The organism is Neolewinella maritima (assembly GCF_923081025.1).
GTDB lineage: Bacteria > Bacteroidota > Bacteroidia > Chitinophagales > Saprospiraceae > Neolewinella > Neolewinella maritima.
Map to the genome: position 1 here is coordinate 985,996 of NZ_CAKLPZ010000001.1, position 23,670 is coordinate 1,009,665.

22 protein-coding genes are annotated in these 23,670 nt (G+C 61.1%); 13 read left to right on the plus strand and 9 right to left on the minus strand.

Annotated features, from left to right (window positions below):
• The first annotated feature begins 409 nt into the window (after positions 1-409).
• The 5 genes from MJQ68_RS03965 (at position 410) to MJQ68_RS03985 (ending at position 4,035) form a co-directional block, all read left to right on the plus strand.
• A complete protein-coding gene (locus tag MJQ68_RS03965) occupies positions 410-976 on the plus strand; it encodes a hypothetical protein (RefSeq protein WP_238749681.1) in 567 nt (188 codons plus the stop codon).
• A gap of 12 nt (positions 977-988) precedes the next feature.
• Positions 989-1,285, plus strand: coding sequence for a hypothetical protein (locus tag MJQ68_RS03970; RefSeq protein WP_238749682.1), 297 nt, complete (start codon positions 989-991; stop codon positions 1,283-1,285).
• Positions 1,286-1,360: 75 nt separating this feature from the next.
• Positions 1,361-1,549: a 30S ribosomal protein S21 gene (gene rpsU, locus MJQ68_RS03975; protein ID WP_238749683.1), complete on the plus strand. Its 189-nt coding sequence runs from the start codon at positions 1,361-1,363 to the stop codon at positions 1,547-1,549.
• 117 nt (positions 1,550-1,666) lie between these two features.
• Complete coding sequence (locus MJQ68_RS03980) at positions 1,667-3,229, plus strand: AAA family ATPase (protein WP_238749684.1); 1,563 nt, start codon at positions 1,667-1,669, stop codon at positions 3,227-3,229.
• Between the two features lie 74 nt (positions 3,230-3,303).
• Complete coding sequence (locus MJQ68_RS03985; protein WP_238749685.1) at positions 3,304-4,035, plus strand: (Fe-S)-binding protein; 732 nt, start codon at positions 3,304-3,306, stop codon at positions 4,033-4,035.
• On the opposite strand, the gene MJQ68_RS03990 is transcribed toward MJQ68_RS03985, so the two are convergent.
• Complete coding sequence (locus MJQ68_RS03990) at positions 4,032-4,868, minus strand: alpha/beta hydrolase family protein (RefSeq protein ID WP_238749686.1); 837 nt, start codon at positions 4,866-4,868, stop codon at positions 4,032-4,034. The genes MJQ68_RS03985 and MJQ68_RS03990 overlap by 4 nt on opposite strands.
• 3 nt (positions 4,869-4,871) lie before the next feature.
• Complete coding sequence (locus MJQ68_RS03995) at positions 4,872-5,702, minus strand: transporter (RefSeq protein ID WP_238749687.1); 831 nt, start codon at positions 5,700-5,702, stop codon at positions 4,872-4,874.
• A gap of 39 nt (positions 5,703-5,741) precedes the next feature.
• Between MJQ68_RS03995 and MJQ68_RS04000 the strand changes: the two genes are divergently transcribed.
• Positions 5,742-6,455 (plus strand): polyprenol monophosphomannose synthase, encoded by a 714-nt coding sequence (locus MJQ68_RS04000; protein ID WP_238749688.1) that lies wholly within the window; start codon positions 5,742-5,744, stop codon positions 6,453-6,455.
• Here MJQ68_RS04000 and MJQ68_RS04005 read toward each other — a convergent pair.
• The 7 genes from MJQ68_RS04005 to MJQ68_RS04035 all read right to left on the minus strand — a co-directional run bounded on the left by MJQ68_RS04005 (position 6,436) and on the right by MJQ68_RS04035 (position 13,840).
• A complete protein-coding gene (locus MJQ68_RS04005; RefSeq protein WP_238749689.1) occupies positions 6,436-8,241 on the minus strand; it encodes a DUF5060 domain-containing protein in 1,806 nt (601 codons plus the stop codon). The two genes, MJQ68_RS04000 and MJQ68_RS04005, sit on opposite strands and share 20 nt — an antisense overlap.
• Positions 8,242-8,265: 24 nt before the next feature.
• A complete protein-coding gene (locus tag MJQ68_RS04010) occupies positions 8,266-10,656 on the minus strand; it encodes an alpha/beta hydrolase family protein (protein WP_238749690.1) in 2,391 nt (796 codons plus the stop codon).
• Positions 10,657-10,925: 269 nt separating this feature from the next.
• Positions 10,926-11,276 (minus strand): hypothetical protein, encoded by a 351-nt coding sequence (locus MJQ68_RS04015; RefSeq protein WP_238749691.1) that lies wholly within the window; start codon positions 11,274-11,276, stop codon positions 10,926-10,928.
• Positions 11,277-11,331: 55 nt separating this feature from the next.
• Positions 11,332-12,153 (minus strand): M15 family metallopeptidase, encoded by an 822-nt coding sequence (locus MJQ68_RS04020; protein ID WP_238749692.1) that lies wholly within the window; start codon positions 12,151-12,153, stop codon positions 11,332-11,334.
• 78 nt (positions 12,154-12,231) lie between these two features.
• Positions 12,232-12,618, minus strand: a complete 387-nt coding sequence (locus tag MJQ68_RS04025) for a hypothetical protein (RefSeq protein ID WP_238749693.1) — start codon at positions 12,616-12,618, stop codon at positions 12,232-12,234.
• Positions 12,619-12,666: 48 nt separating this feature from the next.
• Positions 12,667-13,170 (minus strand): c-type cytochrome, encoded by a 504-nt coding sequence (locus MJQ68_RS04030; RefSeq protein ID WP_238749694.1) that lies wholly within the window; start codon positions 13,168-13,170, stop codon positions 12,667-12,669.
• A gap of 94 nt (positions 13,171-13,264) precedes the next feature.
• The gene (locus MJQ68_RS04035) at positions 13,265-13,840 is read right to left on the minus strand and encodes a DUF3575 domain-containing protein (protein ID WP_238749695.1); all 576 of its coding nucleotides are present in this window, start codon (positions 13,838-13,840) and stop codon (positions 13,265-13,267) included.
• Between the two features lie 228 nt (positions 13,841-14,068).
• Between MJQ68_RS04035 and MJQ68_RS04040 the strand changes: the two genes are divergently transcribed.
• The 7 genes from MJQ68_RS04040 to MJQ68_RS04070 all read left to right on the plus strand — a co-directional run bounded on the left by MJQ68_RS04040 (position 14,069) and on the right by MJQ68_RS04070 (position 23,659).
• Positions 14,069-15,361, plus strand: a complete 1,293-nt coding sequence (locus tag MJQ68_RS04040) for an ATP-dependent DNA helicase (RefSeq protein WP_238749696.1) — start codon at positions 14,069-14,071, stop codon at positions 15,359-15,361.
• 182 nt (positions 15,362-15,543) lie between these two features.
• Complete coding sequence (locus tag MJQ68_RS04045; protein ID WP_238749697.1) at positions 15,544-16,320, plus strand: polysaccharide biosynthesis/export family protein; 777 nt, start codon at positions 15,544-15,546, stop codon at positions 16,318-16,320.
• A 36-nt stretch (positions 16,321-16,356) separates the two neighbouring features.
• The gene (locus MJQ68_RS04050) at positions 16,357-18,675 is read left to right on the plus strand and encodes a GumC family protein (RefSeq protein ID WP_238749698.1); all 2,319 of its coding nucleotides are present in this window, start codon (positions 16,357-16,359) and stop codon (positions 18,673-18,675) included.
• Positions 18,676-18,689: 14 nt separating this feature from the next.
• Positions 18,690-20,120, plus strand: a complete 1,431-nt coding sequence (locus tag MJQ68_RS04055; protein ID WP_238749699.1) for an oligosaccharide flippase family protein — start codon at positions 18,690-18,692, stop codon at positions 20,118-20,120.
• Entirely contained in the window at positions 20,120-21,394 is a 1,275-nt protein-coding gene (locus MJQ68_RS04060; RefSeq protein ID WP_238749700.1) for a hypothetical protein, read from the plus strand. The genes MJQ68_RS04055 and MJQ68_RS04060 overlap by 1 nt, the downstream gene beginning before the upstream one ends.
• 139 nt (positions 21,395-21,533) lie before the next feature.
• Positions 21,534-22,490: a beta-1,6-N-acetylglucosaminyltransferase gene (locus tag MJQ68_RS04065; RefSeq protein WP_238749701.1), complete on the plus strand. Its 957-nt coding sequence runs from the start codon at positions 21,534-21,536 to the stop codon at positions 22,488-22,490.
• 137 nt (positions 22,491-22,627) lie between these two features.
• On the plus strand, positions 22,628-23,659 hold the full coding sequence (locus MJQ68_RS04070; RefSeq protein WP_238749702.1) for a glycosyltransferase family 2 protein: 1,032 nt from the start codon (positions 22,628-22,630) through the stop codon (positions 23,657-23,659).
• Positions 23,660-23,670 lie beyond the last annotated feature (11 nt).

The window sequence follows — 23,670 nt, forward strand, 5'->3', positions numbered from 1 at the left end:
CCTACACGATAATTTCTCGTGACCCGCTTGCGCCGCACCTACAGGGTGCGAGCCGTGCGGGCGGCGTTCTCTTTTCCTCCGATTCGTAGCCGATGGGCACGGCTTCCCCCCCGGTTCGTGCCTTGCAGGCGCGGCCCCTATTGGTCTCCAGCACGATAATTTCTCGTGACCCGCCTACGCCGCACCTGCAAGGTGCGAGCCGCTATGGGCGGCGTTCTCTTTCTCTCCGATTTGGGGCTGACCAGCTTAGCTTCCCATCCGGTTCGTGCCTTCCAGGCGCGGCTCCCTGCGGGTTACCATAAAAAACACTTAATCAGCGCAGAGCCAAAAAGCTCACACCCCATAGCAGCTGCAGAACCATTACACCAAGCCTAGCGAACCCCACCCGCCCGGCCCGGTTCCTTTCTGCATGCCCACCTTCAGTAACCCCGCAGTAGCTACGGCCTTCCGTGACCCCACCGGCTCGTTCGCTGGCACGGATGTACGTATTGCCCTGCCCCTGACCCGCAATCTGCTCAACGAAGTGCTGGCGGCCCGCCCCTCCGGCACCCCCATCACCGAGCTCTACATCGATCCCGAGGCGGGTAATCAATTCCGGGTGCATCTGGCGGCCAATGCACCAGTCGTGGGCCGCGTCACCCGCCGCATCACTCTGGTGCCGGGGCCGGCCGTCACCTTCCCCGCCCAGCCGTGGCTGCAGTTTGCGATCACCGACGGACTAAAGTTCTTCGACAAACCCCTCATCAACCTGGTGCAGGGACAAGTCGAGCGCCGCCTGCCCAAGGGCGTCGACGTCAGCAGCAGCCGCATCCGCATCCACGTTCCCGCCCTGATGACCCACCTGGGCTACCAGGCCTTCGTACCCCTGCTCCACAAGATCCAGATCACCAGCGAAGCCAACCGGCTCCAGCTACACCTCCACCTCCTAGCCGCCCCCGAGCGCAGCGAGCACCCCCGCCCCCCCTTAACCCCCTAACCCCTTCCTCCCATGCACCCCGTACTAAAGCACCTCCTGGACACTGAATTCTCCGACCTCGCCGGCAGCTCCATCGAGGGGCAGTTTGCCATCACCGACGAGCTGGTCAACCTCGGTCTGCACGACCTGATCGCAAAGCTGACGCAGCCGTCCGCTCCGAGCACCGCACCGGCGGCCCCGGCCGTACCTAAAACCAGCACTACGGAACTGCCCGACCCCAAAGTGCTGCTGCAGCACGTCAAGATCGAGCACGTGAAGTACCGTACGGAGGCCGGACGCACTATTCTGGAGTTGAAGGCGGGGCTGTAAGTCAGCCCGGGGAACTTGCACAACTCAGGGGTATCCGTTACCTTTGCGCTCCAATTACAAAATTATGACCGCTTAATGCTAATTATCAACGTACGTGAGGGCGAGAACATCGACCGCGCTCTGAAGCGCTACAAGCGCAAATCCATCAATACCCGCGTCATCCGTGAACTGCGCAACCGCCGCGAGTTCACCAAGCCCAGCGTGAAGCGCCGCAAGGAAAAACTAAAGGCCGAATACCGCCTCGACAAATACGGCGAACGCTAGGCCACTCTCCGGAGTGTATCCCTATGCCTGCCGAAACGAACGGCCCGCGGAGCTAGCTCCGCGGGCCGTTCCTACGTGGTGGGCAAACCATCCGCCACGCCCCCCGTTACCCCCGCAATGACCGCCACCCGCACCCCCGACCTCCGCCTGCGCACCGAAGCCCTGCTGGACGCCCTTACCGCCGGCCTCTACGAGCGCGACCACGCTATGGGCCTGGCCCTGCTGACGGCCGTTGCCGGTGAAAGTATCTTCCTGCTGGGCCCCCCGGGTGTAGGCAAGAGCCTGATCGCCCGCCGGCTGAAGTACGCCTTCCGCGACGGGGTAAGCTTCGAGTACCTGATGTCGAAGTTCTCTACGCCGGACGAGGTGTTCGGACCGATCTCCATCAAGAAACTGCGCGACGAGGACAAGTACGAGCGGCTTACCGACCGCTACCTGCCGGGGGCCAACATCGTGTTTCTGGACGAGATCTGGAAGGCGGGTCCCGCCATCCAGAACGCCCTGCTCACGATCCTCAACGAGAAGATCTACCGTAACGGGGAGGAGGATATGAAGGTCAATATCCGCGGCATCATCACGGCCAGTAACGAGCTGCCGCCGCGCAGTGCCAATCTGGCTCCGATCTGGGACCGCTTCCTCCTACGTCTGGAACTGGGCAAGATCAGCCAGTACCAGAACTTCGTGAAGATGGTGGTGGACACCCAGGATGTATACGAAGACAACATTCCCTCTTCCACCAAGCTCTCCGAAGAGGAGCTCGACCGCTGGAGCCTGCAGATCGACCAGGTCGAGGTGCCCGCCGAAGTGCTCAATACCCTGCAGCTGCTGCTGTACAAGATCGAGCAGTACAACGCCCAGCCCAATAACGCCCCCAACCAGCTGCTGATCTACGACCGGCGCTGGAAGAAGGCCGTGCGGCTGCTGCGCGCCTCGGCCTTCCTGCACGGACGCGAGCGGGTCGATCTCATGGACTGCTTCCTCCTGGAGCACTGCCTCTGGAACGGTCCCGAACAGCGGGAGGTCGTGCGCGAGATGATCGTGGATGCAGTGCGCAAGCACGGCTACTCGGTGGCGGTCAATCTGTCCGCGCTAAAGAAGGAGGTGCGCGAGTTTGAAGATGACGTGCGCGAAGAGACCCGCATCAAGCTGGTACAGGAAGAGGAGCAGCTGCTGCCCACCCAGGAGAGCTACTACGAGCTGGAAAAGGACCTGAGCCAGTTTCGCGGCATGCTGGTCACTATCGAGCAGTTTCGGGGACTGAGCGATCAGGAGTACGGTAGCGTCAACTTCTACGACGAGGAGAAGAACCTCGTGAATCGCATCCGCGCCCGGAAGGGTCCACGGGAGAATACCATTGAGGTCAACTTCAACGGTACGGATACGGTATTCCGCCTCAAGACCCACCTGGTGGAACGGCACGAGGTGATCCGCAAGACACCCCACCGCATTCTGCAGGAATTTTGGGACGAGCGCACGGAGCGACTGCGCAACTACATCGAGCAGCAACTTGGCGAGATCCGCGAGCACGGCCCCGATGAGCTGCAGGATATCGGCGATCACCTTTTTGTGGATAGCTCCTTCGCTGCCGTCGTCTCCGCCAACCTGGAAGAGGTCCGTGATGCCCTCGAAGACCTTCTCCTGCGCCTGGAGAAGCTCCACTTCGAGTACGCGGGTCAGTAGCTGGCATACAGGACATACCCGGATGGTTTTCCTCCCACTCCCGACTATCTTGACGCGTCACCTATTCTCCACCCATGACCGTCGGACTCTTCATCCCCTGCTACATCGATCAGTTCTACCCTAAAGCCGGCATGGCTACCCTCCAACTGTTGGAAAAGGTAGGCTGCACCGTAGTCTATCCCCGCGACCAAACCTGCTGCGGTCAGCCCCTGGCCAACAGCGGCATGGAGCAGGAAGCGCGTCCGATCTATACCCACTTCGTGGAAACGTTCAGTCAGTTTGAATACATCGTCTGTCCCTCAGGGAGTTGTGTCTACCACATCAACCAACACTATGACGTGCTGGAGGATAGTGAAGAGGTGAAATCGGTCCGCGACCGCACCTTCGAGCTAGCCGATTTCCTGGTCAACGTCGTGGGCGTGAAGGAGCTCAACGCCAGCTTTCCCGCCCGGGTAGGTATCCACAACAGCTGCCACGGGCTGCGGGGTCTCCGATTGGGGCACGGCTCGGAGCGGGTGGGGGCCGACTTCAGTTACTACCGCTACCTGCTCAGTATGGTCGACGGGGTAGAGCTGGTGCCCCTGGACCGGGTAGACGAATGCTGCGGATTCGGCGGCACCTTCAGCGTGAACCAGCCGGAGCTATCGACCAAGATGGGGCAGGACCGCATTGCCGATCACCTGCGGCACGGCACGGAGGTGATCACCAGCGGCGATATGAGCTGCCTGATGCATATGGAGGGACTGATCCGACGCGAGGAGATCCCGCTGCGGGTGATGCACGTAGCGGAGATACTGAACAGCTAAGCAAGCTGCACTTCCGGCCAGAGGGCGGCGGACTTGCGGCTGAAGAAGCCGAAGTGGCCGATCTTACTGAGGCCGAACTCCCGGGGTCTGACGGAGCGCTTTGCTACGCTGGCCGCCGAATAGTGGGCCAGCAGTTTATCCGTCGCCAGTTCACTGATGATCGCGTCATCGGAAAAGGTGAATGCGGCCACCGGAGCAGTAATTCGGGAGAAGGCGCCGGCCTCGATATCGTTTTGCCAGTAGGTGGGTGAAAGACACCACTTGCGCCACTGCCGTCCCACTCCCTTGGGAAGATTCTCGCCCTGGCGGATCTTGCGGGCGTTGGCGTAACCGCAGAGCAGCATGGTCAGGGGCATATACACGTGCCAGAGGAAGGGCATCAGATACTTGGTCAGTCCGGCCGGCATGTCGCGCCAGTAGCCCGTGCCGGCAGCGATGATGACGACCCGATCGATCGCCGCGGCGTTGGTCATCGTACCGATCAGCTGACCGCCCATACTGTGACCGATGACGGTCTTGGGCAGGTCGGGGAAGGTAGTCAGCAGGTGGTCGAATACAGCACTCATGTCCAGCCGGCCCCAGTCGAGATTCGTGGCGGCTAGCTGCTTCAGCGGACCGTTTCGTGACGCACCGATGCCCCGGTAGTCGTAGGTGAACACTTCGTACCCCCGTGCAGCCAGGTGCGTAGCGTAGGCCCGGTAAAACCGCTGGGGTATGCCGGTGCCGGAATTGATCTGTACGGCCCCTTTGGCACGTCCGGTGGCCGGGAAGTGACGGGCGGCTAGGGCATAGCCGTCTTGGGCATGTATGATAAGGTCGGTGGGGGCGTGCACGGGCTACAGTTTGATGACGAGGCCTAAGTTAAGCCGCGCGCTCTTTCCAATGTACTCCCCGCCCAGTACGTAGGCCCCGCCGCCTACCGCACCCAGCCAGGGGGTGATCGGTACGTAGAGCGTACCACCCAGGCGCCGCCAGCTACTGCCGCTACCGGCCGTGGCGGTCTGTACCGCCGAGCCGCCCTCCAGCGCGGTGACGAACTCCATCCACCCCTCCACGTAGAAGTAGCGCGCGCCGTAGCCGGTACGCAGCAGCACCGGCCAGGTGGATCGGCTCTCGGGGGCGAACTGCACATCTACGCCCGACTGCGCGTGCAGGAAAAAGCCGCTGTCGAATTGGTACTGATAGACCAGCCGGCCCTGGAAGATAGTGGCCCGCTGTCCGATCGCGGCGATGCCCGTCGTGGCGTAATCACCGACCGGGAAGCTGAGTCCGATCGCGGTGAACACCCGGTGGGTGGCCCGTTTTGCCGGGCGCTCCAGGTTCATGTACTTGATCCACACGGAGGCATCCTGCAGGCTGCCGCGATCCTGGTTGGTCTGCAGGTAGGGTAGGGTAGCGACCAGGGCGGTCTGATCGTTCAGGCCCGCCTCGAGGAACATACTGTAGCTGACGGTCGTGATGTCGCGGTCTTCGGGTACACCGCCTTCCCCCAGGTAGGTGCCGTAGCGTTCGCTGCTGTAGGCGGGGGCCAGGGTAATGCTGCCCCGCTCCACCGGGAAGCCGCCGATCGGCCCCTGGGCGGCGAGCAGGCCGGAGAAACACAGAAGTATGGCTATGCCGGTCCAGCGTTTCTGGTCCAGACTCCCCCCACCGTGTAGCTTTCTCATCCCGTATCCTATCTTTGCCGGCTCAATCGACCCCTCCCCTTGAGCGACAGCCTGGTTATTATTCCCACCTACAACGAACGCGAAAATATCGCGCGTATGGTGGATACCGTATTCAGCCTGCCGCACCCCTTCCACCTCCTGGTGGTCGATGACGGCTCCCCCGACGGGACGGCCGCGCTGGTCCGGGAACTCCAGCTAAGGTACCCCGAACAACTCCACCTCCTGGAACGGGCCGGCAAACTCGGCCTCGGTACCGCCTACCTCGACGGCTTCCGCTGGGGACTCCAGCGCCCGGAACACTACCAGTACTTCTTCGAGATGGACGCCGACTTCAGTCACACCCCGGCCGACCTCATCCGCCTGCGCGCCGCCTGCCACGACGGACCCGGTGACGTAGCCGTAGGCAGTCGCTATACCCGCGGCGGCAGCGTCGAGAACTGGCCGCTGGACCGCATTATCCTCTCCTACGGCGCCAGTGTGTACACCCGCCTGGTCACCTGGATGCCCGTCAAGGACCCCACCGCGGGCTTCATGTGCTACTCCCGTCCCGTGCTGGAGGCGATGGACTTCAGCAAGATCCGCTTCATCGGCTACGCCTTCCAGATCGAAATGAAGTACACGGCCCGCGAGCTGGGTTTCAAGATCGTAGAGGTACCCATCGTATTTACCGACCGCGTAGCCGGCAAGAGCAAGATGCACAAGTCGATCATCCGCGAGGCCGTCTTCGGGGTGCTCAGTCTGCGGCTGCGCTAGTTGTACGCAGCTCCACCAGCGCCACCCAGTCCCCCTCGCCCGGCGGTACCAGCCGCACCCGTCCGTCACTGGCCCGTACCCGCTCGCCCTTGTCCACCAGCTCGCCGCCCTGGGCGGGACTGTACCAGCGCACGCTGAATTCCCCCTCTGCTCCGCGCAGGTCCAGCGTAGCCGGCTGACCGAAGGGCGTCAGTACCACGTACACCTCCCCGGGCTTAGCAAAGCAGTACTGCTGCTCGCCCTGCGATAGTTCGTTGTGCCCCTGCATGTCCCAGTACGGTAGGTGGGTCTCGAAAAACGTCCGCGCGTGCGCGCTCCAGTGGTAGGCCCGGTCGCGACTTCGCCAGTCCTCCAGGTTCAGGTCGTTGTGGGGGCTGCGGGCACCGAAGTACCACTCCACACCCGCCCCGCCGGCCAGCAGATTGCCCCAGAGCGCCAGACTGCGCAGGCTGTCCTGGTTATTGGGCATGGCTGCGTCGGGGTCCAGTCCGCGCCACCAGGGACCGGTTTCGTCCAGGGTGATGATCCAGGGGGCGCCGGCGCGGCTGCTTCGGGCCAGCCAGTCGGCGGTCACTGCATTAGCGTGGTAGGGGTTACCTAGCTGCAGCGACAGACCATCGAGATCGGCCTCCCCCAGCAGGGGACGGTAGATCTCCGCCAGGGCCTCCTCTCCCGGGTGGGTGTGCAGTACGACGTAGTTGTGGAAGGGGTCGTGGTCGGCGAACCACTCCACGACGGCGCGTTGCTGGTCGGTATCCTGGGCGGTGTCGGACCAGTCGTTCGGGCCGTTTTCTTCCCCCAGGTTCCAGGTCACGGCCCGGTGGTGACCGAAGCGGGCCACGAGCTCGCGGAAGTAGAGGCGGCGCTGCGGACCGGTATCGCCACCGTCGAGCAGGGTTTCGTTCTCCGTTTCGTTGAGTACGAAGTGTAGCATCATGCCTAGGCTATCGGCGTGGTCGAAGACGATCTCCCACTGGTCCAGCTTACTCACGTCGAAGCGGCTGAAGTCGTCGTGGCTGGTGTAGGGCCATACGTCCTTGCCGTCGCCGTTGATGTTCATCGTCAGGAAGTAGATGCTGTTCACGCCAGCCGATTGCAGGTAGCTGATGCCGCCGATGAGGCCTTTCCCTTTTCCGTTCCAGGCGGGGTCGCCGGTGCGGTGATCGGTCAGGTGGGCGGTGTAGGTGTGCAGACTGTCCGCCCTGCTCTCTCCCTCCCGGAAGTCGTCGCTGTGGCGGTAGGTACCGTCGAAGTCCGCATAGCCCAGTAGGTTCTCCGGACTGTCCACCCCCGTCTTAAGGAAGTAATCGCCGCTTTCGGCCCAGCGCAGGTAGCGGGGGTGGTCGCGGATCAGGCGGCCCGTCTCGCCCGCGCGCGCCGGACCGGCGTAGAAGCCCCCGGTGTAGCGTTCGAGAACGTTCTCCGCACCGGCGTCCGCGCCCAGGTAGGCATTCTTGCCCCGTACCAGCTCACCGGTGTAGGACCACTCGCCCTCGCGATCGGGACGGAAGCGGACCTGCCAGGTACTGCCCTGGGTGGCACCGGTGTAGGCCGCGCGGCCATCGGCGGCGTAGAAGGCCGGGACGGTGACGGAGTAGGTGCCATTGGTGAAGGTGACGTCGAGCCGGTAGTCGGTAAAGGGGTTGACGCTGGCCTGCTCGCTGGTGGACGGACCGGGGAAGCTCAGCGTCATCTTTTGCCACTTGGCGACTTCCGGTAGGAGTACCTCTATGGGGGTGCGGCAGGTCGTAAGGGCAAGGCAGAGCAGCAGGGGCAGGAAGCGCACGGGCGGGGGTGGTTTCCGGTAAACTTAGGGTAAAGTAGCCAGGGATTCAGTGGTAGAGGCTTGGTCGGTCGGCTTGCCCGTGCTGTGTTGCTCCATCCAGCTGTGCATTTCCCAGAGCATGTGCAGGATACTTTCCTCGGCCGCGTAGCCGTGGTCTTCGTAGGGCAGCAGGCAGAGCCGCGCGGTTTTACCCAAATTATCTAGGGCGGCAAACATGCGCTTACTCTGCACCGGGTAGGTACCGCTATTGCTGTCGTCTGCCCCGTGGATGAGCAGCAACGGGCTGTCGATCTTGTCGGCGTGTACGAAGGGGCTCAGGCGGACGTAGGTCTCCGGTACCTGCCAGAAAGTGCGCTCCTCGGCCTGGAAGCCGAAGGGGGTCAGCGTGCGGTTGAAGGCCCCGCTGCGGGCGATCCCGCCGGCGAACAGCTCAGTATGGGCCAGCAGGTGGGCAGTCATGAAGGCGCCATAGCTGTGCCCGCCGACGAACACGCGGGCGGGGTCCGCTACGCCCATACCGACCAATTTTTGCACGGCGGCCTCGGCGTTCATGCGTACCTGCTCGATGAAGGTCTCGTTGGGCTCGTCGTCCCCCTCGCCTACGATGGGCATGGCAAAGTCGTCGAATACCGCATAGCCGGCCGCCAGGAAGGGCAGGGGGGAGAGCGGACTGATGCGCCGAAACTGGTGGGTGCTGCTGGTGACCTGACCGGCCTTATCCGCATCCTTGTACTCCTGGGGGTAGGCCCACATCAGGATCGGCAGCGGGGCGTCCACGCCGGGCCGGAAGCCCTCCGGTGTGTGGAGTTCGCCGCTGAGCTGTACGCCGTCCTGCCGGTCGTAGCTCACCAGTTCGTACTGGGTGTGCTGGAGCTGAGGGTAGGGGTGGGGGAAGTTGGTGACCCGTACCTCGTCGCCGTTCAGCAGGTGGTGCAGGTAGAAGTTCGGCCGCTCGTTGGATTGCTCACGCGCCAGCAGGAAGTAGTTGGGATCCTGGTCGACGAAGAAGAGCGGCCGCTCGAAGTAGGGGGGGCTGGATTCCCAGAGCCGGCTTTTCTCTCCGGTCTCCAGACTCAGCGCGTCAATGAAGGGGCGCGGCCCGTCGGGACTGTGCCCATTACCCACCATGACCAGGGTCTGCCCTTCGTCGCGGGTGAGTAGTACGCTGTGGTCGCTGGGCAGGCTCACGGTGATCACGCTACCCGGATCGTTGTAGTTGTCTTCCCAGTTATGGTCGAAGAGGATCTCCGGTGTGCGCTCCGGTGTGTCCGGGTACCAGCGGCGGGTGACCTGCCGGCGGGTGGTCCAGTCCCAGTCGATGGCGATGGCCAGATCGCCGCGGCCCCAGCGCAGGGCGCCGAAGCGGAGGGGAAGTTTGATGCTCGGCTGCGGCGCACCGGTGAAGGGAGCCTCCAGATAGTACAGCTGTTCGCGGTGATCGACCTCCGTGCGGGGATCGCCGCCATCGAGTGCCTCGGTCCAGTACAACTGGGCGGGGTGATCGCTGCGCCAGCTAAAGCGCCGCGGCTCCGTGATGACGGCGCCGAAGGCCGGGGGCAGGTGTTCGACCGTAGGCCGCTGGGCCAGCTCGCGCACGACGTAGCCCTCCTTATCCAGCAGTTGCACCTTGTCCGAGAACTTGTCGTAGGGCACATTGAAGCTGAAGGGCTCCTGCACGTAGGTGATCACGAAGTAGTTGCCGTCGGGCGAGTCGCCCAGACCGGCGATGATACCGGGCTCGGCCCAGGCGCGTTCCTCGCCGGTATCCAGGCGGTGCATCCAGAGCTGCCCGGTAGCGAAGTAGCGGAACAGCGCTACGTCGTACTCGTTCTCGAGCAGGTTGGTGTAGGTGCGGTTGGCGCCCTCCTTACCCGAGGAATCCTGCACGGCGGGCCCGGTGATGGAGGTAGTGCGCTCCGGTTTCGTAGCTCCACTGATGCGACGCTTGATCAGGAAGCGGTCACTACCGATGAAGTCGTAGGGCACCCCACCCAGGCTATTGTTGATATCGGCCTCCCCCACGGGCCGGCACTGCAGGCTCGTACGGCTAGCCGTCCACAATTGTAACCCGTGGTCGGTGACCAGGCAGAAGGCGATCTGCGTTCCGTCGGGCGACCAGGTGAAGTAGCGGTACGCACCCTCTTCGGGCAGCCCCTGCAGCTCGCGGTCCGTCCCGGTAGAGAGCTGCCGCAGCCGCGGATTATGGAATCCACGCGTCCCGTAGGGCGTGAAGGTGTCCGGGTTGATCTGCCGTCCGGCCAGTTTCACCTTCGGCTCCTTGAGCTCCTCGATACTGGGGTACATGGGCCGGTCGGCAATCACGATATAGTCCGGGTCGGGCCCAAACAGCATCAGCGGATCGGGCTTCAGGTTCACTAGGTCGGCAATGGCCTGGGGCGGGCGTTGGTAGGTCAAGGGGGGGGCAAGGGGTTAAGGGGTTAGGGACTTAAGGGGTTAAGGGCGGGTGTTGGAGGTGTAAGGGGATTCGCGGTAGGGACGCGGGTCGTAGATGGCAGATTATCGGGGAGGGGCAGTTTGTAGGGGCGGGGCCACGGGTGCAGAATCACACACCAGACGTACAGTACATATAGACGAGCGAAGCGAGCATCCCCACCCTTAACCCCTTAACCCCTTAACCCCTTAACCCCTTAACCCCTTAACCCCTTTCCTCCCTAACCCCCTGACTACTCCTCCTGATCGTACGAGGCGTCCTGCGTGTCGATGACCATATTGGTGATCGTGTAGTCGCCAAACTTTTCGAGGTGATTGAAGGCAAGGTTGTCGGGCCAGGCCTTGTCGTCTTCGATCCATTCGGCGAGGAGGTTTTCGAGGATGGGCAGGAAGTTCTTCTCCAGCCACTCTTCGGCCTCTTCCATCTCGTCGAAGTCGGGCAGGAGGTAGACGGTGGTGAGGTCCGAGGTATCGTCAAAGTCGATCTCCTCTTCCATCGTGGCGTCTTCGCGAACGGCCCAGCGGAGGAGTGCTTCGCTCGGGGTCAGGATCAGGGCGTAGCGGTTGATGTCGAAAAGGTCCATGTGGGTATTCTTGTGCGAGTGATAACGTGGGGGGTAGTTCGGTAGTTCTGTAGTATTACCTACACGCGGGATTGATGCCGAGCACGTAGTTCTTTAGCACGGCGATCTCGGGAGCGGCCTCGGCGCCGTCGAAGCCGGAGATGTCCGCGTCCCGCAGCTTGGTGGCGGCGTAGTCGGTGAGCTGACGGGCTAGGGGGATGTAGCTCCAGTGCCAGCGCTCTTCCTCGTAGCCGCTGGGGCGCGCTTCGCCCTTGGCGGTATAGGGTTGGCAGAAGCCGTAGTCCGCTGCGTGGGTTGTGAGCCAGTCATAGACGCGCTTGCCCGGCCCGGCGTCGAAGTAGCCGTTGGTGAGGGCGTTGAGGTCGATATCGGTGCCCCAGTGGTGGCGGCTGGTGCCGGGCATGGAGGAGTAGCGCAGGATGGCCCGGGCTCGGTCGGCGGGGTCGGGGTAGACTTCGTTGGCTTTTTCGCTGCCCTCGAGCAGGCGTTGTCCGCGCCACTTAGCTTCCCAGATCTGTTTTTGGCGGGCGAAGTTGCGGGTGGCCGAGACCATCATCAGGTCTACGCCATCGGCCCGGGCGGCGGCGTGCATGCGCTCGAAGGCGGCGTAGGTGTCGCGGTGCAGCAGGTACGGATCACCGTCGGTATAGCGGTCGGCTACGGCTACGAAGTCTGGGTGCACGGCCGGATCGAACTTGCCGGTCAGGTACGCATAGCTGGGGATGTCAGGGATGCTATCGGAGGTACGGGGCGCGCGCGCGGGTGCGGTGTCCTGTACGGCGGATGCGGAGGGCACCTCGGCGGTCGCTGCCGTACCGTCGGAGGGGGCGGTGCAGGCAAGCAGCAGGATAGTAGCCAGAAAGAGAAGCGGTTTCATGTACGCAAAGTACGTCTCCGGCCTGCAGTGATCCGTATAGAATGCGAAGCGCAGCTCAGACCCGCACAGGCCGCGCTATTAGCGGGCCACTACGGCGGAGAGCTTCATCAGGAAGTAGACCTCGAAGCCGGTGTACACCAGGTACAGCCAGAAGAAGGGGACGATGAAGAGTTTGTTGTCCGGCTCGCCGAGCAGCACGTAGCCCACTACGAGCATTCCGCAGAGGAGCATCTTCACCATGGTCAGGCCCAGAAAGACATTGCTGAACAGCATGCGATTCTCCGCACCCGCGCTCCGCCGCCCCAGGAAGAAGAGCACTACGCAGAGGAAGGCGAACACCAGACCCGTAGCGATCGTGAACGGCAGGGCGTAGGAGATGGCCAGTACCCAGTGGCAGCAGGCCGCCCCCAGGGCCGCCAGACCACTCACGGCCGCCAGGAGGCCAAAGAAACGCGAAGTCAGCATGGGGCAAAAGTACGGCGTGGGGGGTGGTGGGCCGCACCCTTGGTCGGGCTAAATCATGGATCGGTTGGCCCAGGGTCCGGAATACATCGCATCGATGTAGGCCAGTAGATCGGCACATTGCTCATCCGTCAGGTCGGTATAGGAGGACATCACGGTCGGTCGCCACTGCGTCCAGACCTCGACGGCCCGGGGGTGGCCGGAATCGATCAGGCGTTGGCTCTGTTGGATCCAGGCGTAGAGATCCTCACGGGGGTAGTCGGCCCAGCGTTCGGTCACCCCGCCGAGTGCAGGCCCCGTAAGATCGTTCTTCATGTTAGCAGCGTGGCACTGTCCACAGCCTACTTTATACCAGAGAACCCTGCCCCGTACCGGATTCGGCACGGAATCGGGGAGTAGGTCAAATTCAGACGGCTGGGGTATAGCGGACCACGCGGCCTGCTCGTCCGTACGGGAGGATGGGCCGGCGGGGTTCCACAGCAGAAGGGCGGAAGCCGTCACGATGATGCACGCGATGGCTGTCTGCAGCGTGAGTAAGAACAGGCGCACGTTCATGGTGGATGGCTTTTACCAAAGTTCGTCGCCCCGGGGGCTGGTAGCAAGTAGCCAGCCGCTATTTACACCGAGTGTAAACTAGGAGTGTACAGCATCAGAACCGGCGGCCGTCGCCGAAGGGAAACCGGTAGCCCACCAGGATGCCCAGGCGCAGGTCTACGGCGGAGAGTGCGCCGATGGCGCGGTCGTACAGCAGGCCCCTGGCGCCATTGCCGCCGCCTCCGAAGGTAGCTGCGGTGCCCAGGCCGGCGTTGAGCTCGAAGACGAAGCCGCTGGGGGCTACCCACTTGTGACCGGCCAGGACGCCTACGGCTACGCGGGCGGTGCTGACGCGCGCGTCGGTGTCCCGATCGATGCCGGTGAGGCGGCCGAGCTTGCCGTAGGCACCGACGAAGAAGCGGTCCATCCCGTCACGGGGCGCGAAGTAGTAGCGGTAACCGGGGATCACGCGGAGGTTGCGGTAGCGGTATTCTTCCTTCTTATCGAAGGAGAGGCCGAGGGAGGAATAGGCCAGGCCCACCGAGATGCTAGATTGTGCTCCGATGGGGGTTTCCGCCGCCAGGTTGAGGCCGCCGGTGAGGGCAGAGCCTGCGTTGAGTTTGGCGTCGATCTGGGCCGTGGCGGTCAGGGACGTGAGGAAGAAAACGAGGTATACAACTAGTGTTTTCATGGGGTAAAGGTAGGTAGGGGAGGGAGCCTGATTTGATTTATGGTGAGTATTAACGCTACGATAATAAGTGGTATACTACTGCGCTGGTAGGATGCGCTGGCTCACCTATAAACTACTTTAGTATTCACCACTAAAGTAATTCTCGCGGCCGGAGGCCGCTTGGTACTGCCGCGGCGGGGACGCCGCTTTCTACTACCTTTGCACCCGCGCTGCCCCGCCCCCTACACCATGCCCACCCCCCTACAACTCAGCTCCGAATTCAACTACGCCCTGGAGCGCATGGAGGCCGGCGCCCACCTGTTCATCACGGGCCGGGCCGGTACGGGAAAATCGACTCTGCTGCAGATCTTTAAGCGCAGCACCCGCAAGAACGTCGTAGTACTGGCCCCGACCGGGGTGGCGGCCCTGAACGTGGGCGGACAGACGATCCACTCCTTCTTCAACTTCCCGCCGCGGCTGCTGCAGTCGAAGGACGTGCGCCCGAATCGCCGCAACCGCCGCCTGTTCCAGAACCTGGAGACGCTGGTGATCGACGAGATCAGTATGGTGCGGGCCGACGTGATGGAGGCCATCGACTACGCCCTGAAGCTCAACCGCGAAAACGGCGAGCCCTTCGGGGGGGTGCAACTCATCTTCTTCGGCGACCTGTTTCAGCTGCCGCCGGTGGTGAGTAGCGCGACGGAGCGGGAGTTCTTTAGTCTGCGCTACGCCAGCGCCTACTTCTTCAGCGCCGATGCGCTCGACCACGTAGACCTGGAGATGGTAGAGCTCAATAAAGTGTACCGGCAGGACAGCCGCCACTTCCTCCGCCTGCTCGAAAGCATCCGCAATGCTACCATCGACCGCGACGAGCTGGAGGACCTGAACGCCCGCTGCCTGCCCGACTTCCAACCCCAGGAGGGCGATAACTACCTGACCCTGGCCGCCCGCAACGCCACGGTGAGTAAGATCAACGCCACGGCACTGGCCGAGCTCAACAGCCCCGAGATACTCTATACGGCGCAGGTGAAGGGTAACTTCCCGGAGAAGCTTTTCCCGGTGCCGCAGATCCTGCGCCTAAAGGTGGGCGCGCAGGTGATGACGCTGCGCAACGATCCCGATCGCCGCTTCGTCAATGGAACGATCGGCACGGTCACGGCCTGCAAGGCGGAGTCAGTAAAGATCGAGATCGTAGAGAACGGTCAGGCCGCGGAGGTGGAGGTCGAGTACGACGAGTGGGACATCATCCGCTACACCGCCGATGCCAATGACGTGCGCAAGATCGCCACCGAGACGCTGGGCACCTACCGGCAGCTACCGGTGCGTCTGGCCTGGGCGGTCACGATCCATAAGTCGCAGGGCAAGACCTTTGACAAGATAATCGTCGACCTGGGGCGCTCGGGGGCCTTCGAGCACGGGCAGACCTACGTGGCCCTGAGCCGCTGCCGCACGTTGGAGGGTATCGTGCTGCGCCAGCCCCTGGGATTACGCGACGTGCTAGTAGATCCCGAGGTGGTACAGTTCATGGAGGGGCAGCGGTAGGTTCTTATCGTAAGGAGCGACCGCTTAGTTAAAGCGTGTGACATTTAAACGGTATATACTATATTAGAGTGGATTAGATCCTGTCGCGATGGTGGGATACGGATTAGGTTTTTATGTGCGGGCTGTCGGTAGGTCGGTTTAACCTACGGGCTGTAGCCGCCTAGCTATGTCAACACGAGTTAATGAAACACTTCACCCCGGTAGCGATAGGCATGCTATGCCTATTCGTAACATCCTGCGTACCTCACCGCGATCTGGTTAATTATCAGGCGGGCATCCCGGAGGCCGCCGTGCAACCCATAGGTAAGCGTCCTGAAATTATCGTTCAGCCCAACGATGTACTGCGTATCGACGTATTCGGCCCTACCGACCGGATCGTGGCACCCTTTGTAAATCAATCCAGTAAGGGCACCACCGTATTCGACGTAGATGCAATTCAGCTGGGTGGCTATTTGGTTTCGGAGCGGGGTACTATTGCCTTTCCCCAGGTAGGCGAAATCGCGGTAGGGGGTCAGTCCGTCCTGGAGGTCAGGAATGTACTCGCCGGTCTACTCGAGCCCTTCATGAAGACGCCAGTGGTGAACGTGCGACTGCTGAACTTCCGCGTCACCGTAAGCGGCGAGGTAGGTCAGGAAGGCGCACTTAATGTGCTGAATGAGCGTATCACCGTGCCCGAGGCCATCGCCCGGGCGGGGGGGTTGGGGGAGTATGCCAATCGCCGCAATATCCTGCTCGTGCGGGAAAGCGGGGGGACACGGGAATACGTCCGATTAGATCTGACGTCGGCCGATGTATTCACCTCCGAGTACTTCTACCTCAGGCAGAACGATCTACTGTACGTCGAACCCCTGCGGGCGAAGAGCGGAGCCATCCGGGACCAGACCTCGAAAACCGTACCCATCATCACCGCACTGGCCACCATCCTAGCCGTCATCATTAACCTCACTCAGAACCGTTAGCGCGTCGATCAACTAAGTGCTCAAAGTCATATAGATATGAACAACCATACACCGGGGAGCTCCGGCATATTCATAGCGACGGACCGGGCCCTGGCGATAGCCGAAGTCGACTACCTCGACCTGCTGAACCGTTACGTAGTACGACGCTGGTACCTGTACCTGATCGGTGTAGCGACCGCGGTGACCGCCATGTTCTTCTACCTCAAAACCAAGCAGGAGCACTACGCGATCACCGCCCGTATTGTGATTCAGGAAAAGGACAAGACCAACGCGTCCGACGATCTGCTGCGCCGGAGTACCGAGCTGTTCTCCGCCTCCCAGAACGTCTACAACGAAATGGAGCGGCTCACCTCCTACGAGCTGATGGTCTCCGTCGTCGAGGCGCTCGACCTACAGTATGGCTACTGGACCGAACGGGGGCTGGAACGGATCCCCGGGTACCGCAATTTTCCCGTACAACTTGACTCGTTTGCCGCGCCGAATGAAGCGTCCGCAGATCTCAGCCTTCGCCTGGAACCACAGGGAGACGCTACCTTTCGCTTGTACGAAGAGGATAAATTTATTGGCACCTTTCCCTTCGACTCCGTATGCCATACCGAGCTGGGCACCTTCCGCTTCCGCCGCAATGGAGCCCTACCCGGGGGAGGGGATACTCCGCTGTACGTATCGATCGGTGACCCCCACCTAGTAGCGGCGGACTACCTGGAGGAGTTGACCGCCGAATTTACGGGCATTAACTCCACGACCATCCAGTTGAGTATCGAGGATGCCGTCCCCGCCCGGGGAGTAGCTATTCTCACGGAGCTGATGCGCACGTACAACGAGACCAAGCGGGCCGATGCCGAGCAGGCCGCCCTGCAGGCACTCAACTTCATCGACGACCGCCTGGCGCGAGCTGATCAGGAGCTGCAACGCATGGAGACCAATCTGGAAGCCTACAAGCGCGACAACGAAATAGCCGGTGAGTCGACTTCCGACCTGAGCCTGGTGCTTCGCAACGTAGACGAATTCGGGAAGCAGAAGGAAGACCTCACGCTCCAGCTCAGCGCACTGCGGGTGCTGGAGACCGGATTAGCCGCGACGCAAGGAGCACCTCAGCTTATCGCGCTGGACAATTCGGTGCTCACCGTGGGGCAGCTCCCCGACCAGGTACAGCTGTACAACCAACTCGTGCTGGAGCGCAAGGAATTGCTGATCACCGGACAGCCGGACAATCCCGCAGTCGTCTCGATCACGCAGCGTATCGCCAGCCTGCGCCGGGCCATCGAGGACTCGGTGGCTAGTCTGCGTAAGAACCTGACCGAACGACAGACGCTGACCCAGGCGCAGTACGATCGTGCCATAGCCCAACTGCGTAGCGTACCCAGTAAGCAGCGGCAGGTGCAGGATCGTTCGCGGGAGCAGAAAATCGTGGAGGAGCTCTACGTCTACCTGCTGCAAAAGAAGGAAGAGACCGCCCTGACCTTCGTGAACAATGCTACTACGGCTCAGATCATCGATCCTCCGCACGCCGGTCCCTATCCCGTCAGTCCGAATAAGAAGCTGTACTACTTTCTGGCGCTCCTGTGTGGCGGAGCGGTGCCGTTCCTGTACTCCATGACGCGCGAGGAGGTACTGAACCACCGGGTCGAAACGATCCAGGACCTCCAGCAGCTCTTTCCGCAGTACGAGCTCATGGGTACGATCAGCACCGTCCGGGGCAAGCACCGGCTACCGGTTGCCGAGACTACGCGCAGCGTGGTATCGGATCAGTTTCGCTCGCTGCGCAATAATCTGACGCACCGGTTTGCGGACTCCAAGACGGTCTTCCTGATCACGTCGGCGGGGAAGGGCGAGGGCAAGTCGTTCATCACGGTTAATCTCGCGCTGAGCTTCGCGCGGGCGCACCGGCGGGTAGTCGTGGTGGATTTCGACTTTTACCATCCGCAGGTTGCCAATTACCTGGAGCAGATCCGTACGACCGGCCTGAGTGATTACCTGAGTGGGCAGGCCGGGCTCGATGAGATCGTTCATCCCGCCGACGGGGCGCCCGGTCTGCACTACCTGCCTGCGGGAATGTACACCGGAGAACAACCGGGAGACCTGATCCTAAACGAGGCCAGACTGACCGCGCTGTTCGATCACCTCCGCCAACGCTATGACGTCATTTTGCTGGACGTGCCTCCGATCGGCATGCTCACCGATGCGGTCCTGCTCAACCGCTTCGTGACCGGATCGCTGTACGTAGTGCGTGCCGGCGTCACGACCAAGGCATCGCTGAAGCAAGGACGAAAGATCGCTGAAGCCGGCCGGCTGAAGGACCCGGTACTGGTACTGAATGCTGCCGATGCCGACCGGCAGGGCTACTACCACTAGAACAAACAGGGCAGGTGAAGCTCCATACGACATCGTGGGTACACGGCTTACTGAAGCATAAGGTGGTCAGGAACTTCTCCTACCTGACGGCGGCAAGCGCCTTGGCGCAGGTCATCAGCTTCTTTACCGTGCTGAAGATCACGAGCTTGTTGGCTCCCGAAGACTACGGACTGTTCACCTTCCTGATGGCCCAGGGCATGCTGCTCATCAGCGTAGGTGACCTGGGCATCCGCAACATCATCATCCGCTCCGTGGCCCGCGATGGACAACGGACCAACGACCTAATGGTCAACGGCGTGATCCTGCGGACGATCTCGCTGGTCGTCCTGTCGGTCCTCTACCTGGTGTACAACCACTACTTCGGCAGCCTGGGCGGCTGGCAACTCCTGCTAGTGTTCGCCTTCTCGTTCGTCAATGTCTTTAGCAACCTGTTCGAAAATGCCTTCCTGGGCCGCGAACGGATGCTGCCGCCGTCCCTGGTCAGTATCGCACACAGCGTGCTGTGGTTCGTGGCCATTTTCGCCCTTCCGGTCGAGTACGTCGACCCCGACCGGCTGTTCCTGATCTACCTCTGTCTTCACGCCGGCAAGGCGATCTACCTGTACTGCTACCTGCTGAAGTACGATTTGCTCCGGGGGCAGGTGCAAAACTTTTGGGTGTCATCGCGGGCACTGCTGAGCGAGAGTTGGCCCTACTTTCTGCTCCTGCTCGTGATGCTGCCCTTCACGCGGCTATCTAATAACTTTTTGGATATCAACTCCAGCAGCGAGGAGGTCGGCTACTTCAACCTGGCGCAGCGCCTGATCGGTCCGGTGTCTTTGGTGCTCGACTTTGCCCTGGCGGCCGTGTTCCCTAACCTGTCCTCGCTGTGGGTGACCGACCGGAGTCGGCTGAAGTCACTCGTCAGTGCTGGCTTTCAGTACTTCATGCTGGCGGGGCTATTCCTCTGCTTTTCGTTTTCCTTATTCATCCGCGAGGTGGTGGATATACTGTTTCCGGCGAGCTACTTACCGGCCGTGGTGGTCTGTCAGTTGCAGATCTGGTACCTGTTCCTCACCTCGATCGATAGTGCGGTGGGGACCATACTGGGGGCCACCGACAACGAGCGCTATATTCTACAGCTCGGCGTGGTCAATTCGCTGTGCGCGACGCCCTTACTCTTCTATGGCAGCTACTACGGGGCAGTGGGACTTGCTGCGGCCTTTGTATTTGCCTTCGCCATATTTCAGTTTTACCTCTGGTACGTATTCCGCAGCAAACTGGCCATCAGAGTGCGCGGTGCCGGCTGGGTATGGGCACTAGCGATCCTGCTGTTCGGGGTCACTACGGCGGCCGATCGCTACATCACCGAGGCGGTGTGGCTCACGAAGGGGGCGATCTGGGTGATGGTCAGTGGAGGCATTGGCTGGTATACGTACCGGACCTACAAAACGGCAGTACGGTGATGACCAGAGCGCTAACCCTCCTCTACCTGATTGCGGCGACGGCGTTCTCGCTCAAGTTATTCGATGCTAGATTCATCCCATCGCAGGTGGTGAACTACATCAACTACGTGCTCCTTGCCGTCGGATTCGTCATCGGCTTTCCCCAGCTGATCGCCGCCCGGGGTGGATTTGCACCAGTGGTGCGGATCATCGTGATCGCCATCGTATGTTCGATACCCATGGCCTGTCTGGTGTGGGGACAGGGGCTCAGCGCCTCGATCTTCGAGACCCTGCCGTTTCTGGCCTGGATCTACTTCTTTGTCCTGATTCGGCTCAATGTGCCGATCGCCACTCTAGAGCGGGTGGTTATAGGCTTTGGCTTACTCTACCTGCTGCTGTACATTTTTCAGTATGTGATGGCTCCGACCGTGTACTTCGGGCGTTCGCTCTGGGGGGATACGTTCAGCGTGGACCGGGGGGTAATCCGCATCGTCTTTCCCGGTGCGGGGGTATTCGTACTGACTGCCTTACTGGCGATCAATAAGCTGACGACCCGCGCCCGCGGCCGACTGTTCTGGATGGTCCTGGCGGGTACGGGACTGCTCGTGCCGATCCTGCAGGTGACCCGGCAGTTCATCGCGGGCATGGTGCTCCTGTATCTCTACCATATACTGCGTAACCAGCATCTATTACTCCGGGTAGGGACGCTGGCTTCCGCGGCCTTGCTGGTGATCGGTCTGGCTAACGCTAATATTACCCAGATCGACGGTTTGGTCGAGGCGGGGCAGCGCGACGCTGACCTGGGAGAAGACTATATACGCGTAAAGGCCGGAGAGTACTTTGTCACTGATTTCTCGCCCGAATGGCCGGCCCGGATATTCGGCAACGGTGTGGCCCGCTGGGGGGAGGGCGCTTATGGTCAATTTGTAGAAAATTTAGGTGTTCGCAAGGGTTACTTTTTATCCGATGTAGGCATAATAGCAGTGTATGCGAATTTCGGACTGCTCGCGCTGCTGGGTTTTGCGCTGATGTGGTACCGCAGCTTTCGCGTGCCCCTGCCGGCTAACTATCACTACCTAAAGTATTACTTATGGTATCTGCTACTCACCAGTATGACCTGGTTCTCGGTCTACCACCACCACTACGTTATTGCTACGGTATATGTCCTCTACATATACCACCGCGTCCAGCTGCGGACTATTCGTATCGCTAAAGGGGGCCACAGTCGGCAATACTATTTACCCGAGGAAGGCGCTCAGACGTTTGCTCCCCTGCCCGCTATAGGCAGTAGCTAGAAGGGCAACATTCCGGGCCGCCCGGCCCCTCCGTCAGTTGTATAGCTATGGTACGGCGTGGTCCGGATCTGGATACCGACCGCGTGCCGTACGCCGGAACGTACCGATCCGATGTATTCTGCTTCGCCACCAGTACACTATGAACTTACACTACCTCATACTGGCTCACACCCAGGCCGCTCAGCTGCGTCGGCTCGTCGATCGACTGGCCGGGCCGGCAACATCCTTCTATATCAACGTCGATGCAGGGGTTGACCTGGCCCCCTTTACCGAAGCGTTCCGGGGGAGCCCGCCCGAAGTACACCTGCTGGAGGACGGTGAGCGCTACGCCACGCCCTGGGGCGATATCGGACTGGTCCATGCTACCCTTGAGCTCCTGCAGCGCGTGTTGCGTACGGGCCGGGAGGGCTACTGTATCCTGCTGAGTGGGCAGGACTACCCGCTACGAAGCAATGAAGAGATCCGTGCGTTCTTCCGCCAACGTCCGCGCACCAACTACATCGAAAGCTTTAAACTGCCCAGTAACGTCTGGGCGCAGGGTGGGCTGAACCGCATCAGGGAGTACAAGTACAATCTCTCCGCCCGGCGGGAGGACTTCATAACGATGCCCTCCCCGTTCTGCAGACGGTTCTACCGCCCGTCGGTGATCAAGTCGTGGGTGAAGGCCCTGCTACGGGGTAAACTAATCGTGGACCGGAAGCTACTGCGTCCCCGTCGCTTTCCCGCCTACCTGCAGCCCTACGGAGGGGAACACTGGTGGGCCCTGACGACCGAGACCGTACGGGATATTTTCAGTTTTCTGGGCGCCCACCCTGATTATTTGGTCTACCACCGGGATACCGTGCTGGCGGAAGAGATCTTTTTGCAGAGTATCGTAAATCATCTATACCGCAATGAGCCGGATCGGATCGCGCACAAGGTCACCTTCGCTAATTGGGGAACGGAAGGGCAGTCGGGTCCGACAGACCTACGCATAAACGACCTGGCGCGGCTGCGCAAACTAGGCCCCGGATACCTCTACGCTCGTAAGTTCAACGCCACGGTCGATAGCGCCATACTAGATGCACTAGATGCGCGAACGGCTATATCAAATTAAACGAGACAGGGTAGTATGAAATACCACGAAAATATATTAGCTTAGTTCACCGAGACCACCCAGTTATACTATGAACAACTTCACACCACGGGTAGCAGGTAATGTAAATAATTATAATACGATTAGTTAATCGTCGCATGCAACAGCCCACCGTTTCTCTGGTAATGCCACTCTACAATGGCCGGCCCTACGTGGCCGCCGCCATCGATAGTGTGCTTGCCCAGACGTTTACGGATTGGGAGCTGATAGTCATTGACGACGGTTCTACCGACGGCGGTATGGAGGTGGTACAGGCCTATTCGGACCACCGCATTCGACCGATGGCAAACTCCTCCAACCGGGGAGTAGCCTATACCCGCGGGGTAGGGATCAAGGAAGCTCGGGGTAAATTTCTGGCGTGGATCGACAGTGACGATGTTATACTCCCACAGCGGCTAAGTCTGCAACTCGACTACCTGCACGCTAATCCCGAGGTGGGTCTGTGCGGTACCTGGATCGAGCGCTTCGGGGGGGGCGATCATTCCCAGGCCCGCCCACCAGACCATGCGGAACTGCTGCGCTGCCTCCTGTTGTTCACGCCCATCGTACCCAATGCGACGGTCATGCTACGCCTGCCCCTGGTACGGCACCACCGTATTCGCTACGACGAGACCCTTCCCATCGCCGAAGATTACGACTTCGTCCTACAGTGTAGCCGGCATTTTAAGCTCGGGATCGTACCCAACGTGCTCTACCGCTACCGGGTGACGGAAGGAAGCCTCATGCAACGCTACGACGAGGCCGAGGACCAATCCTTCGAAACGCTGCGTGTGGTATCCGGCAGAGCGCTGGCCCACTTCGGTGTATACGCTGACGAGCGTCAGCTCAGGTCGCACCGATTCCTGAATTCGGGCCGGGTATTCACGGACTTCAGGCAGTATCGTCGCGCCTTTGAGTGGCTGTTGGTCCTGATGCGACACAACGATGCTACCGGCTACTACGACCGGACGGTCTTCCGTCGGGCAGTAGCGGACCGGTTCTACTTCATCAGTAAAAAAGCCTCCTTCGCCGGCCTGCGGGCACTCACTTTTTACCTGCGTCAGGCGAGGCTGCACAAGCTCCTGTACCCACAGCCGCTGGCGCTGGCCAAACTCTCGGCGCGTTGCTTCATCCGCTACGATAAATTCTAAGCTTACTCACC

Bases quoted from the DNA above. Each gene is read 5' to 3' on its own strand.
- MJQ68_RS03965 (WP_238749681.1), top strand. From the start codon at position 410: ATGCCCACCTTCAGTAACCCCGCAGTAGCTACGGCCTTCCGTGACCCC.
- MJQ68_RS03970 (WP_238749682.1), top strand. From the start codon at position 989: ATGCACCCCGTACTAAAGCACCTCCTGGACACTGAATTCTCCGACCTC.
- rpsU (WP_238749683.1), top strand. From the start codon at position 1,361: ATGCTAATTATCAACGTACGTGAGGGCGAGAACATCGACCGCGCTCTG.
- MJQ68_RS03980 (WP_238749684.1), top strand. From the start codon at position 1,667: ATGACCGCCACCCGCACCCCCGACCTCCGCCTGCGCACCGAAGCCCTG.
- MJQ68_RS03985 (WP_238749685.1), top strand. From the start codon at position 3,304: ATGACCGTCGGACTCTTCATCCCCTGCTACATCGATCAGTTCTACCCT.
- MJQ68_RS03995 (WP_238749687.1), bottom strand. From the start codon at position 5,702: ATGAGAAAGCTACACGGTGGGGGGAGTCTGGACCAGAAACGCTGGACC.
- MJQ68_RS04015 (WP_238749691.1), bottom strand. From the start codon at position 11,276: ATGGACCTTTTCGACATCAACCGCTACGCCCTGATCCTGACCCCGAGC.
- MJQ68_RS04020 (WP_238749692.1), bottom strand. From the start codon at position 12,153: ATGAAACCGCTTCTCTTTCTGGCTACTATCCTGCTGCTTGCCTGCACC.
- MJQ68_RS04025 (WP_238749693.1), bottom strand. From the start codon at position 12,618: ATGCTGACTTCGCGTTTCTTTGGCCTCCTGGCGGCCGTGAGTGGTCTG.
- MJQ68_RS04030 (WP_238749694.1), bottom strand. From the start codon at position 13,170: ATGAACGTGCGCCTGTTCTTACTCACGCTGCAGACAGCCATCGCGTGC.
- MJQ68_RS04035 (WP_238749695.1), bottom strand. From the start codon at position 13,840: ATGAAAACACTAGTTGTATACCTCGTTTTCTTCCTCACGTCCCTGACC.
- MJQ68_RS04040 (WP_238749696.1), top strand. From the start codon at position 14,069: ATGCCCACCCCCCTACAACTCAGCTCCGAATTCAACTACGCCCTGGAG.
- MJQ68_RS04045 (WP_238749697.1), top strand. From the start codon at position 15,544: ATGAAACACTTCACCCCGGTAGCGATAGGCATGCTATGCCTATTCGTA.
- MJQ68_RS04050 (WP_238749698.1), top strand. From the start codon at position 16,357: ATGAACAACCATACACCGGGGAGCTCCGGCATATTCATAGCGACGGAC.
- MJQ68_RS04060 (WP_238749700.1), top strand. From the start codon at position 20,120: ATGACCAGAGCGCTAACCCTCCTCTACCTGATTGCGGCGACGGCGTTC.
- MJQ68_RS04065 (WP_238749701.1), top strand. From the start codon at position 21,534: ATGAACTTACACTACCTCATACTGGCTCACACCCAGGCCGCTCAGCTG.
- MJQ68_RS04070 (WP_238749702.1), top strand. From the start codon at position 22,628: ATGCAACAGCCCACCGTTTCTCTGGTAATGCCACTCTACAATGGCCGG.